The organism is Streptomyces sp. NPDC012466 (assembly GCF_042955215.1).
In the GTDB taxonomy this organism is placed as follows: domain Bacteria; phylum Actinomycetota; class Actinomycetes; order Streptomycetales; family Streptomycetaceae; genus Streptomyces.
Window position 1 is genome coordinate 198675 of sequence record NZ_JBIBEQ010000011.1, and the last position, 12148, is coordinate 210822.

General features: G+C 71.1%; 11 protein-coding genes. 6 read left to right on the forward strand and 5 right to left on the reverse strand.

Annotated features, from left to right (window positions below; genetic code table 11):
• Position 1 precedes the first annotated feature (1 nt).
• Positions 2-1162, reverse strand: coding sequence for a glycerophosphodiester phosphodiesterase family protein (locus ACFY9E_RS33825; RefSeq protein ID WP_390990694.1), 1161 nt, complete (start codon positions 1160-1162; stop codon positions 2-4).
• A gap of 386 nt (positions 1163-1548) precedes the next feature.
• Between ACFY9E_RS33825 and ACFY9E_RS33830 the strand changes: the two genes are divergently transcribed.
• On the forward strand, positions 1549-2223 hold the full coding sequence (locus tag ACFY9E_RS33830) for a 1-acyl-sn-glycerol-3-phosphate acyltransferase (RefSeq protein WP_030842933.1): 675 nt from the start codon (positions 1549-1551) through the stop codon (positions 2221-2223).
• A gap of 143 nt (positions 2224-2366) precedes the next feature.
• Here ACFY9E_RS33830 and ACFY9E_RS33835 read toward each other — a convergent pair whose 3' ends face one another.
• From ACFY9E_RS33835 to argH, 4 genes are all read right to left on the reverse strand, one after another.
• Positions 2367-3899, reverse strand: a complete 1533-nt coding sequence (locus ACFY9E_RS33835; RefSeq protein ID WP_390990696.1) for an MFS transporter — start codon at positions 3897-3899, stop codon at positions 2367-2369.
• Positions 3896-4447, reverse strand: coding sequence for a TetR family transcriptional regulator (locus ACFY9E_RS33840; protein ID WP_390990698.1), 552 nt, complete (start codon positions 4445-4447; stop codon positions 3896-3898). The genes ACFY9E_RS33835 and ACFY9E_RS33840 overlap by 4 nt, the downstream gene beginning before the upstream one ends.
• An 89-nt stretch (positions 4448-4536) precedes the next feature.
• Positions 4537-5508: an aldo/keto reductase gene (locus ACFY9E_RS33845; protein ID WP_390990701.1), complete on the reverse strand. Its 972-nt coding sequence runs from the start codon at positions 5506-5508 to the stop codon at positions 4537-4539.
• A 138-nt stretch (positions 5509-5646) separates the two neighbouring features.
• Entirely contained in the window at positions 5647-7080 is a 1434-nt protein-coding gene (gene argH, locus ACFY9E_RS33850; protein ID WP_390990704.1) for an argininosuccinate lyase, read from the reverse strand.
• A gap of 291 nt (positions 7081-7371) precedes the next feature.
• Here argH and ACFY9E_RS33855 point away from each other — a divergent pair, with 291 nt between their 5' ends.
• The 5 genes from ACFY9E_RS33855 to ACFY9E_RS33875 all read left to right on the forward strand — a co-directional run.
• Positions 7372-8241, forward strand: coding sequence for a hypothetical protein (locus ACFY9E_RS33855; protein WP_390990707.1), 870 nt, complete (start codon positions 7372-7374; stop codon positions 8239-8241).
• Between the two features lie 138 nt (positions 8242-8379).
• Positions 8380-8967 (forward strand): pyridoxamine 5'-phosphate oxidase family protein, encoded by a 588-nt coding sequence (locus ACFY9E_RS33860; RefSeq protein ID WP_390990710.1) that lies wholly within the window; start codon positions 8380-8382, stop codon positions 8965-8967.
• 3 nt (positions 8968-8970) lie between these two features.
• Positions 8971-9672 carry a L,D-transpeptidase family protein gene (locus ACFY9E_RS33865; RefSeq protein ID WP_390990713.1) on the forward strand — a complete coding sequence of 234 codons (702 nt, stop codon included), beginning with the start codon at positions 8971-8973 and terminating at the stop codon, positions 9670-9672.
• Between the two features lie 127 nt (positions 9673-9799).
• Positions 9800-11182 (forward strand): ferric reductase-like transmembrane domain-containing protein, encoded by a 1383-nt coding sequence (locus ACFY9E_RS33870; protein WP_390990716.1) that lies wholly within the window; start codon positions 9800-9802, stop codon positions 11180-11182.
• A gap of 40 nt (positions 11183-11222) precedes the next feature.
• Positions 11223-12148, forward strand: a 926-nt coding sequence (locus ACFY9E_RS33875; RefSeq protein ID WP_390990718.1) for an FMN-binding protein, incomplete at its 3' end; no start/stop codon positions are given.

A 12148-nucleotide genomic window follows, 5' to 3' on the forward strand; every position in this document is an offset into this window, starting at 1 on the left:
CTCAGCCGTTGAAGTCCGCGCGGGCCAGCAGGCCCGTGTCGGGCTGGTCGGTGAAGACGCCGTCGATGCCGGTCGCGAAGTACGTCCGGTACGCGGCGAAGACGTCACCGTAGGCGTCCGCCTCCGCGCCCTTGCGGAAGTTCGCGGGCAGGAAGGGGTTCTCGTTGCGCATGGTGTACGGGTGCAGGATCAGACCCACCCGGTGCGCGTCGGAGACCAGCGTCGTCGGCTGGGTGAGGTTGCCCTGGGCGTCGCGCGGGATGACCAGGTCCAGGGTCGGGCCGATGCCCTGCGCGTAGGAGGCGATCTCCCGCAGACCGGCCGGCTTGACCAGGTCGGCGACCGTGCGCGGGTCGCCGGTTTCGACGAAGTCCCAGGGGCGGGAGCCGGCCGAGGACAGCAGGACGACCAGCGGGTTGTCGACGAGCTTGTGCAGGCGCTGGACGCTGGTCGGCTCGAAGGACTGGAGGATGACCGGGGACGTGCGCCGGTCCTTGCGGTACTTGCGCAGCAGTTTGGCGACGCGCTCCTCCAGCGGCAGGCCCTGCTTGCGGAAGTAGGTGGGGTGCTTGAGCTCGGGGTAGATCCACACCTGCTTGCCGCGCTTGCGCGTCTGCTCGTCCTGCCACCTGAGGACCTCCTCGAAGGTGGGGATCTCCCAGCGGCCGTCGTAGAGGGTGTTGTGCGGGCGGTTGGCCGGGATGCGCTCGATCGCGCGCAGCGTCTTCAGCTCGGCGAGCGTGAAGTCCTCGGTGAACCAGCCGGTGGTGGAGACGCCGTCGAGCAGCTTGGTCTTCTTGCGAGCGGCGAACTCGGGGTGGTCGGCGACGTCCGTGGTGCCGCCGATCTCGGGCTCGTGACGGCAGACCAGGTGCCCGTCCTTCGTCGGCACCAGGTCGCCCGCCTCGACGATGTCGGCACCCATGTCGAGGGCCAGCTGGTACGAACCGAAGGTGTGCTCCGGGCGGTGGCCGCTGGCCCCGCGGTGGCCGATGATCGTCGGCTTGGGCAGGCTCCGCACGCCGCCGCCGTGCCGGGCGCCGTCGGCTCGTGCCGTGCCGGCCATGCCGAGGACCGCGCCGCCGGCGCCGAGCACCGCCGCGCCGAGCAGGGCTCGCCGTCCGGTACCGCTCGTTTCTTCGTTCGACTCCTGCGTTCCCATGAGCGCCCTCCCTGCCGTTCGGCTCGTCAGTGCGCGCTGATCGTAGGGGCGCGTACATGACCGGCGGGAGACCCCGGGCGGAACACGCGGGTGATGTCGGATGTCGTAGTGGCTGGTGGGGAGGATGAGTTGACGGTTCGTCGCATCCGCCCGCGATTCGGTCCGCCGGTTCTGGGAACGCGTGCGGTGGGCCCGGGGCGATGTGCGTCACATCGTGTCGGCCGCGTTACACGCCGTCGGAGGCACGCCACCGCAGGTAAACACGCGTCAACAGTGCGTAAGGCCTCGGTGAAGTCGCCGTGCCCGATGTGCGCGATGCCCGGGGCCACGAGTATCGTCCTCACCTGCACAGACTCATACAGAACCCCTTGACACCGGAGGGTCCGTTGTCCCGCTTCGCGCTCATCAAGGCAGTGCTCGGCCCGATCATGCGCCTGATGTTCCGCCCACAGGTGGAGGGTGCGGAGCACATTCCCGGCACTGGCCCGGTCATCCTCGCCGGCAACCACCTGACGTTCATCGACTCGATGATCCTGCCGCTGGTCTGCGACCGTCAGGTCGTGTTCATCGGCAAGGACGAGTACGTGACCGGAAAGGGCCTCAAGGGCCGGCTGATGGCCTGGTTCTTCACGGGCGTCGGCATGATCCCGGTGGATCGCGACGGTGGCCGGGGTGGTGTCGCCGCGCTGATGACCGGCCGTCGCGTGCTGGAGGAGGGCCGCATGTTCGGGATCTACCCGGAGGGGACGCGGTCGCCCGACGGGCGCCTGTACCGGGGGCGGACGGGCATCGCCCGGCTGACCCTGATGACGGGTGCGCCCGTGGTGCCCTTCGCCATGATCGGCACCGACAAGCTGCAGCCGGGTGGTGCGGGACTCCCCCGTCCCGGCAAGGTCACCGTGCGGTTCGGCGAGGCGATGGAGTTCTCCCGGTACGAGGGGATGGACCGGGACCGCTATGTCCTGCGGGCGGTGACCGACTCGGTGATGACCGAGGTCATGCGGCTGTCCGGTCAGGAGTACGTGGACATGTACGCGAGCAAGGCGAAGGAAGCGGCGTAGTCATCTCGGACGCGGGCGTGGCCCCGAGTGGGCGCGACGCGCAGGGGCGGCCTCGGACCGGAGGCGGCCGCGGGTGAGTGGGGCTTGTCCCGCTGTTCCCGCGCCCCCGAGGGCATGACCTCGGGGACGTCCGGCGGGCGGAGTCACGCGTGGTTCCGTCCGCTCTCCAGCTTCTGGCCCCGTAGCAGGAACCACGCCGCCACCGCCGCTGCCAGCAGGACCGCCGCACCCACGCCCGCCGCGAGTGCCAGGCCGTCCACGAAGGACGTGCGGGCCGCGTCCAGCATCGTCGCGGCGCTGTGGGCGGGCATGCTCCCGGCCGCCTCGACGGCACCGCCCAGCGACTCGTGGGCCGCGGCGGGTGTACCCGCGGGGCCGGTGAAGTCGCGGTAGACGCCGGTCACGATCGACCCGAGCGCGGCGATACCGAGCGCGGCACCGAGTTCGTACGCGGTCTCGGAGACGGCGGACGCGGAGCCCGCCTGCTCCTTGGGCACGCTGGACAGGATCACGTCGGCGGTCACCGTGAAGGAGAATCCGGCGCCGACGCCGACCACCAGCAGCGCGGTCCCGAGCAGCGGGTAGCCGGTGGACTGTCCGAGCACCGTGAGCGCGGCGAGCGCTAGGCCGATGGCCGCGAGGCCCCCGGAGACGACGGCCCGTACCGAGAAGCGCCGGGCCGCACGCCCCGCGAGCAGTCCGGCCACCACCGCGCCGATCGCCGCGGGCAGTTCCGCAAGACCGGCCTCGAACGGACGCCTGCCCTGCACGAGTTGCAGGTACTGGGACAGGAAGAACACCAGCCCGGACAGACCGAGGATGGTCAGCAGGTCGGCCAGCACCGCCCCGCTGAAGCCGCGGTTGCGGAACAGCCGCATGTCCAGCAGCGGGATCGGCAGCCTGAGCTGCCGGCGGACGAACCCGTACAGGGCCGCCGCGCCCAGCAGGCCCGCGGCCAGGGTGCTCCAGGCGAAACCGTGGGTGGCGGCCTCCTTGATCGCGTACACCACGCCGATCATGCCGACCAGCGACAGCACGACGCTGGCCAGGTCCCAGGGGCCGGGGTTCGCGGTGCGCGATTCGGGCAGCAGCTTGATCCCGACGAGGACGAGCACGGCCATCACGGGCAGGTTGATGAGGAAGACCGAGCCCCACCAGAAGTGCTCCAGCAGGAACCCGCCGACGATCGGGCCGACGGCCGTACCGGCGGAGGCGGTGGCGCCCCAGATGCCGACGGCCAGACTGCGTTCGCGCGGGTCGTTGAAGAGGTTGCGGATCAGGGCGAGCGTGGCCGGCATCAGGGTGGCGCCCGCGACGCCGAGCAGCGCCCGCGCGACGATCAGGATCTCGGGGCTCGTGGCGTAGGCGTTGAACACGGATATCGCGCCGAACGCCGTGGCACCGGCCAGCAGGATCCGCTTGCGGCCGATCCGGTCGCCGAGGCTGCCCATGGAGACCAGCAGGCCGGCGATGACGAACGAGTAGACGTCGCCGATCCACAGCAACTGGGTGCCGGAGGGCTTGAGGTCCTCGCTGATGTAGGGGGTCGCGAGACCGAGGACGGTCGCGTCGACGGCCACCAGCAGCACGGCGAGCACGAGTACGCCGAGCGCGAGCCAGCGGCCCGGACGCTCCACCGCCTCGGTGCGGTCCGCCGGCCGCAAGGTGCTGGTCATGATTCCTCTCTCCTGACTGCGCCGCCGAGCAGCAGCTCGACGATCATGTGCTGGAAGTCCTTGGGTGCGCCCTTGCCGCTGTGCACCATCCAGGCGCCGGAGGCCATCAGGCCGTACAGCGCCTCGGTGAGCCAGGCGGGCGTGAGGTCGATGCGGAACTCGCCGCTGAGCTGGCCGCGCCGGAACAGGGCGGAGATCCGGTCGTCGATCCGGGTCCAGCCCGCGTTCTGCTCCTCGCCTTCGAAGAGCTGGTTCTCGGTGTAGAGGAACGCGAGCAGCCCGGCGGCGGGCTCGATGGCGCCGACCAGCCGGCGTACGGCCTCACTCGCGGTGCCCTCGTCGAGCCGGGCCGCGTCCAGGGCGGCCTCGCACTCCGCGATGCCGAGCTCCTCCAGCGCCCGGACGAGGGCGTCACGTCCGGCGAAGTGCCGGTGCAGCGTGGCCCGGCTGATTCCGGCGGCCTTGGCGACCTCGTCCATCGTCGCGGTGGATTTGCGGGTCAGCAGGGCGGCGGCGGCGCGCAGCATGTGCTCAGGATCGACAGCCATGAGACAACCATAAGCCATATGAGACAGCGATGTCTCATCCCGGGCGCGGGTGCCTCACGGCTGTCGTGCTGCCGTGCGGAAAGGGGTGATCAGTGCCAGGGCAGCTGCCCGCGCCGTTCCCAGTACGTGTGCGGCTCCTCCACCAGCGTGGCGAGGCGGGCCAGCTGGTCGTCGTCGAGATCGACCACCGCGGCGTGCAGGTTCGAGGCGAGCTGGGTGGTGGTGGCCGCGCCGGAGAGGACGACACCGGCCCAGGGCTGCCGGAGGATCACGGCCAGGGCGACCGCGTCGCAGCCCAGTCCGGTCCGGTCGGCGATCTCCTTGAGGGCGTCCGGGGCGTGCGGCCCGGCGAGGCGGCCGTTGGCCATGCCCTCCTTGACGATCACGGTGAGTCCGGCGTCGTGCGCCTCGGCGAGGGCGGGACCGGCGGAGGTCTCCAGCGCGTTGTACGTGGACTGCACGGTACGGAAGAGGGGTTCGCCGTCGACCGTCACGGCCAGGGCCGCCCGGATCGCCTCCGCCTGGGCGGGGCCGCTGGTGGAGAAGCCGACGGTGAGGCCCTGCGCGGCGGCTTCGGCGAGCTTCGCGTGCAGCTCCTTGTCGGTGAGGGCCGGGCTGTCCGGGGTCACCGAGTGGATCTGGTAGAGGTCGAGGCGGTCGCCGAGCAGGGCGTCGCTCTCCGCGCGCTGCCGTTCGTAGGTGGCGAGTCCGTGGTCCTTGACCTCGTGCTTCTCGGCGTCGGTGGACCAGCCGGCGGTGTAGGTGTAACCCCACTTGCTGCCCACGACGATGTCGTCGAGGCCGGGCCTGCCCTTGAGCCAGTCGGCGAGGAACTCCTCGGAGCGGCCGTAGGAGCGGGCGGCGTCGAAGTAGCGGACGCCTTGGGCGTAGGCGGCGTCGAGGAGTTCGTGGGTGCGTTCCCGCAGGGCATCGACCGTGCGCTCCGCGGGAAGGTCCTCGTCCCGGCCCAGGTTGATGTAGCCGGGGCGTCCGACGGCGGCGAGGCCGAGGCCGATGTGGCAGGTGGGGGTTGTCGCTGCGGCCAGGCGGGCGAAGGGCATCGTCGGCTCCGTTCGGTCGGCTCCGGTGGCTTCCGGACAACGTAACCCGCGATGACCTTCGCCTCGGGACCCGGCCGCTGCGGTGTTTCGGCGCGTGCGGTTCGCTTCGCCTGTTCGCGCGGCGCCCAGCCCCCCCCGTCAGGCCTGCTGACGTGCCGTCGCCCAGGCGTGCTGGGCCGCCACGTCCGCCTTCACCTCTCCCAGCTGGATCGCCACCGCGCTCGGGGCCGTGCCACCCCTGCCGTTGCGGGAGGCCAGGGCGCCGGGGACGTTGAGGACCGTGCGGACCTCGGGGGTCAGGTGGGCGGAGATCTTGGCGAACTGCTCGTCCGTCAGCTCGTCCAGTTCCTTGCCCTCGGCCTCGGCGACCTTCACGCACTCGCCGGCGACCTCGTGGGCCACGCGGAACGGGACGCCCTGCTTGACCAGCCACTCGGCGATGTCCGTGGCGAGGGAGAAGCCTGCCGGGGCCAGTTCCTCCATGCGCTCGCGGTGGACGGTGAGGGTGGCCATCATGCCGGTGAAGGCCGGGAGCAGGACCTCCAGCTGGTCGATGGAGTCGAAGACCGGCTCCTTGTCCTCCTGGAGGTCGCGGTTGTACGCGAGCGGGAGGGCCTTGAGGGTGGCCATCAGGCCCGTCAGGTTGCCGATGAGGCGGCCGCTCTTGCCGCGGGCCAGCTCCGCGATGTCCGGGTTCTTCTTCTGCGGCATGATCGACGAGCCCGTCGAGAACGCGTCGTGCAGGGTCACGAAGGAGAACTCCTTCGTGTTCCAGAGGATGATCTCCTCGGCGATCCGGGAGAGGTTGACCCCGATCATCGCGGTGATGAAGGCGAACTCGGCGACGAAATCGCGGGAAGCCGTCCCGTCGATCGAGTTGCCGACGCTGCCGTGCTCGAAGCCGAGGTCCTTCGCCACCGCCTCCGGGTCCAGTCCGAGGGAAGAGCCCGCCAGGGCGCCCGAGCCGTAGGGCGAGACCGCCGTGCGCGCGTCCCACTGGCGCAGCCGCTCGGCGTCCCGGGAGAGGGACTGGACGTGGGCCAGGACGTGGTGGGCGAAGAGGACGGGCTGGGCGTGCTGGAGGTGGGTGCGGCCGGGCATGGCCACGTCCGGGTGGGCCTCGGCGAGGCCGATCAGCGCGTCCTGCAGCTCGGCGATCAGACCGCCGACGATCCGGGCGTGGTCGCGCAGGTACATCCGGAAGAGGGTGGCGACCTGGTCGTTGCGGGAGCGGCCCGCGCGCAGCTTGCCGCCGAGGTCGGGGCCGAGGCGCTCCAGGAGGCCGCGCTCCAGGGCGGTGTGGACGTCCTCGTCGGCGATCGTGCCCACGAAGGAACCGTCGGCGACGTCGCCCTCCAGCTGGTCCAGCCCGGCGATCATGCGGGTCAGCTCGTCGTCCGTGAGCAGACCCGCCTTGTGCAGCACGCGCGCGTGGGCGCGCGAACCGGCGATGTCGTACGGCGCGAGCCGCCAGTCGAAGTGGACGGACGCGGACAGCTTCGCCAGGGCCTCGGCGGGACCGTCGGCGAAACGACCGCCCCAGAGCCGGACGTCACCGCTGTTGCTGCTCACCTGCTGCGCTCCTCTGTGGGTGTGGATGTGCCACCGCTTCCCCGCACGGGGGAGGCGGTCGTCACGCTACTGCTTGCGCGAGGTCCCGCCGGGCCGCGATCGGCATGCATGAGTATGCAGAGTCATGCATGATTCGTCAATCGACCTCGAGGTGGGGGCCGGAATCCGGACGGCGCGAGAAAGAATTTGAAGATCCGTTGAACACGGGAAACCGCTTACCCGTACCTCTCGCCGAACGCAGGCGCCGCGTTTCGACCGACGAACCCCCCGACCCCCTAGTGAGGCATCCGCATGTCCAGGGCTCTTCCGAAGTACAACAAGCGTCGCGTCACGTTCATCGGCGGCGCCGCCGCGGTGGCGCTGTCCGGCACGGTGATCGCCGGATTCGCCCTCGCCGGGGAGACGTCCAAGAGCAATGGGGCCGAGGCCCGGACACTCGCGGGCCCCGGCACGATCACGTGCCCGGACGTCAGGTCGAAGCTCCCGGCGGTCCCCGCCTCCGCCAAGGCCGAGGTCGACCGCAACCTGACCCTGCTCAACACGCAGATCCAGGAGGCCAACAAGCGCCTGGTCGACACCGTCGGCCAGGGCGGCCCGAACTTCGTCCAGAACGCCATCCTCGGCCCGCTCAAGGACAAGCGCGTGGCGACCGTCAACCGCATCGCCACCGCCATCGGCCGCACCGCCGCCAAGCCGCAGGGCCTGGACTCCCTCGCCACCTGCACACTCAACGGCGCGGGCACGAACGCGGGCGGCGGTGCGGCCGGCAAGCCGCAGACGGGCGGTAACGCCGGTAACGCCGGTAACGCCGGTAACGCCGGTAACGCCGGTAACGCCGGTAACGCGGGCAACGGCGGGAACGCCGCCGTCGGCACGATCACGTGCCCGGACGTCAAGTCGAAGCTCCCGGCGGTCCCCGCCTCCGCCAAGGCCGAGGTCGACCGCAACCTGACCCTGCTCAACACGCAGATCCAGGAAGCCAACAAGCGCCTGGTCGACACCGTCGGCCAGGGCGGCCCGAACTTCGTCCAGAACGCCATCCTCGGCCCGCTCAAGGACAAGCGCGTCTCCACCGTGAACCGCATCGCCACCGCCATCGGCCGCACCGCCGCCAAGCCGCAGGGCCTGGACTCCCTCGCCGCCTGCACACTCACCAAGTGAGGTGACAGGCGCTGTGGCCGCCCCGTGGGAGCGCCGGCCGGGGCGGCCACGGCGACGCCCGCACGCGGGATCCGGCAGAGGTGACCGGATCCCGCAATTCTTTAGACAGTCGAAATACCTGCGCCCATACTGTTCGACATGGGAAAGACTTATGAGCGCATAGACGGCCGGCTCCGCGCCTTCATCGAGGCGCAGCCGGTCTTCTTCACCGCCACCGCCCCGCTGGCCGCCGACGGCACGGTCAACCTCTCCCCCAAGGGACTCACGGGCTCCTTCGTCGTCCTCGACGAACTCACCGTGGCCTACCTCGACTTCGCCGGTTCCAACGCCGAGACCATCGCCCATCTGCGGGAGAACGGGCGGATCACCCTGATGTGGTGCGCCTTCCAGGGCCCGCCGAACATCGTCCGGGTGCACGGCAGGGGTGAACCGGTCTTCCGCGACGACCCCCGTTTCGCGGAACTGCTCACGCACTTCCCGGACATCGACCCGACGCCGCACGGCCTGCGCGCGATCATCGTCGTCACCGCCGAACACGTCCGCGACACCTGCGGCTACGGCGTGCCATTCATGGCGTACGAGACGGACCGCGATCTGCACGGCAAGCGGTTCGCCCGTGAGGACGACGCCTCACTGAGCGCCTACTTCACCAAGAAGGAGTACATCGCCACCAGCCTGGACGGACTTCCCGGGCTGCCGTTGCCGCTGCCTCCCTCTACCGTCTGAGGCATGCGCCCCGGTGCCGTCGTCCTCGCCGTCTCCTCCCTCGTGGTGCTCGGCGCCGGGCCGCCCGTCCCCGCGCCACCGTTGCCGGCCCGGATGGCGGACACCGGTGGCGGCACCCAGCTGATCACCGCGGTGGCTCCGAAAGGGGCCTCGACGACGGGCACGGTCGCCTGGTGGGACCGCGACGGAGGCGGGCGCTGGGTGAAGAAGGGCTCCGCGCCCGCGCGCTTCGGGGCGAACGGGCTGGTCGAGGGCGCGTCCCGCAAGCAGGGCACGAACACCACCCCCACCGGCCTCTACGGCCTGCCGTACGCGTTCGGCATCGAGGCCGCGCCGCGCGGGACGGCGTACAGGTACCGCCGGGTGCGCCAGGAGTCCTGGTGGTGCCAGGACAACGACTCCCGCTCCTACAACCGCTGGACCGAGCCGCGCGCGGCTGACTGCCGGGCCGCCGAGTCGGAGCACCTGATCACCTATCGCACGCAGTACGCGCACGCGCTCGTCATCGGCTTCAACTACGAGCGTCCCGTCCGAGGGCGTGGCGCGGGCATCTTCCTGCACGTCCACGGGCGGGGGGCGACGGCCGGCTGCGTCTCCGTGTCCGAGGACGCGATGCGGCGGATCCTCGTCTGGGCCGACCCCGCGCGGCGTCCGCACATCGCCGTGGGGACGCTCAGCGGAAGCACGGCCGTCACGCGCCTCTGAGGGGTCGTCGGCCGCGTGAGTGTTACCAACGGTCACTGCTGTTCGCACACGACTCGGCACCCGGCTGAACACTCCCGTGCCGCGGCACGTATCTGTGGGCCAAGGGTCAAGTCCCCACGGAGGAACCGTGACCACCACGCTCGCAGGCGGACGTGCCGCCCGCCGCCAGACGATGCGCCGCATCCGCCCGCGCCGCTCCCCGGCCGTCCCGCTGCTGATCGCCCTGTGGGCCGGTGCGGCGGCCGTGCTGTGGCTGTGGTGGGACAACACACCGTCCCTCGCGGACACCTCGGCCAAGATCCTGGCGGCGGGCCGCATAACCGGCCTGCTCGCCGGGTACCTCATGGCGCTCGTGGTGCTCCAGATGGCCCGGGTGCCCGCGCTGGAGCGCCGGGTGGGCACCGACCGGGTCGCGCGCTGGCACGCCATGACCGGCCGCTACACGCTCTGCCTGGTCCTCGCCCATGTCTTCCTGATCATGTGGGGCTACGCCCTGCAGGCGGGCAAGGGGCTCGGCGACATCGTCCAGCAGACGACCGACTCCATCAACCAGCTGCCGGACATGGGCAAGGCCGCCATCGGCACGGGCCTGCTGTTCCTCATCGGGATCCTGTCCATCGGCGGGGTGCGCCGCCTGATCGGCTACGACACCTGGTACCACGTGCACCTGCTCACGTACGCGGCGGTGTACCTGACGTTCTGGCACCAGATCACGACGGGCAACGAGTTCGCCGTCGAGCCCGCGGCCAAGACCTTCTGGTACGGGCTGTACGGCGTGGTGACCGCGCTGGTCGTCTGGTACCGGATCCTCACGCCGATCCGGCTGAACCTGCGGCACCGCATGCGGGTCGAGGCCGTCATCGAGGAGACGCCGGGCATCGTGTCCGTGCTGATCGGCGGGCGCAAGCTGCACCGGATGGGCGCGGAGGCCGGGCACTTCTTCCGCTGGCGGTTCATGGCGCCGGGCATGCGCTTCAGCTCGCACCCCTACTCCCTGTCGGCGGCGCCCCGCCCGGACATGCTGCGGATCACCGTCAAGGCGATCGGCGACCACACCTCCCGGCTGCGCGAACTGACGCCCGGCACGCGGGTGTGGGCCGAGGGCCCGTACGGGGCGATGACCGCGCAGCGGCGCAGCCGCGGCAAGGTGCTGTTGGTGGCCGGCGGGGTGGGCATCACCCCGATGCGGGCGCTGTTCGAGACACTGCCGGGCGCGTCCGGTGACATCACGCTGCTCTACCGGGCCAACAGCACCCAGGACCTGGCGCTGTGGGGCGAGCTCGCCAAGATCGCCGACGAGCGCGGCGCCCGGCTGATGTACGCGGTCAACAGCCCGGACGGGGAACGCCCCGACATCTCCGCCGAGTCCCTCCAGCGGAAGATCCCGGACATCGACAACCACGACGTGTTCATGTGCGGGCCGCCCGGCTTCGCGCAGTCCGTCTACGAGGCACTGCGCGGCGCGGGAGTACCCGCCCGCCGTATCCATCACGAGTCGTTCGAGATGTGAGCGACGGGACACCAATGGCCCTTTTGGAGTTTGGGAAACGATGAGGAAGTCTCACCCCGTCCGGCGCGCCGTGCTCGCCGGCGCAGCCACCGTCTCCGGGATCGTGCTGCTGCTGTCCCTGAAGCCGGCCTCCGACCCGGGCTCCGCCCAGGCGGCGGGGCAGGCGCCGCCCGCGGCGGCCGGGCAGGCACCGCAGGGCGGCGTGAACGGCGCGGTCACCGGTGACGCGGCGCAGACGCAGTACGGCGCGGTGCAGGTCCGCCTGACGATGAGCAACGGCAAGATCACCCGGGCCGAGGCGGTGCAGGCGCCCAAGGGTGGCCGCAGCGACCAGATCACGGCCAGCTCGGTGCCGCGCCTCAACCAGGCGGCGGTCGCGGCGCAGAGCGCCGAGATCGACGCGGTCTCGGGCGCCACGTACACGAGCGCCGGCTACAAGAAGTCCCTCCAGTCGGCCCTGGACAAGGCGAAGGCGTCGGCCGGAGCGCAGCAGGGGGCCGGCGACGCGCAGACGCTGACCGGTGATGTCGCTCAGACGCAGTACGGCCCGGTGCAGGTGCGGGTGACCGTCGCCGGCGGGAAGATCACCAAGGCCGAGGCGGTCCAGGCCCCCAAGGGCGGCCGCAGCGACCAGATCACCTCCTCCTCCGTCCCCCGCCTCAACCAGGCGGCCGTCGCGGCCGGAAACGCGGACATCGACGCGGTGTCGGGCGCCACGTACACGAGCGCCGGCTACAAGAAGTCCCTCCAGTCGGCCCTGGACAAGGCTCCGGCCGGGGGCGGTTCCTCGCAGGCCGCGGGTTCGGGAGGCGGCCAGGCCCAGGCGCAGACCCTCACCGGCAGCGTGGCACAGACGCAGTACGGGCCGGTCCAGGTGCGGGTGACCGTCGCCGGCGGGAAGATCACCAAGGCCGAGGCGGTCCAGGCCCCCAAGGGCGGCCGCAGCGACCAGATCACCTCCTCCTC

Bases quoted from the DNA above. Each gene is read 5' to 3' on its own strand.
- ACFY9E_RS33835 (WP_390990696.1), bottom strand. From the start codon at position 3,899: ATGACCAGCACCTTGCGGCCGGCGGACCGCACCGAGGCGGTGGAGCGT.
- ACFY9E_RS33845 (WP_390990701.1), bottom strand. From the start codon at position 5,508: ATGCCCTTCGCCCGCCTGGCCGCAGCGACAACCCCCACCTGCCACATC.
- ACFY9E_RS33840 (WP_390990698.1), bottom strand. From the start codon at position 4,447: ATGGCTGTCGATCCTGAGCACATGCTGCGCGCCGCCGCCGCCCTGCTG.
- ACFY9E_RS33825 (WP_390990694.1), bottom strand. From the start codon at position 1,162: ATGGGAACGCAGGAGTCGAACGAAGAAACGAGCGGTACCGGACGGCGA.
- ACFY9E_RS33855 (WP_390990707.1), top strand. From the start codon at position 7,372: ATGTCCAGGGCTCTTCCGAAGTACAACAAGCGTCGCGTCACGTTCATC.
- ACFY9E_RS33860 (WP_390990710.1), top strand. From the start codon at position 8,380: ATGGGAAAGACTTATGAGCGCATAGACGGCCGGCTCCGCGCCTTCATC.
- ACFY9E_RS33865 (WP_390990713.1), top strand. From the start codon at position 8,971: ATGCGCCCCGGTGCCGTCGTCCTCGCCGTCTCCTCCCTCGTGGTGCTC.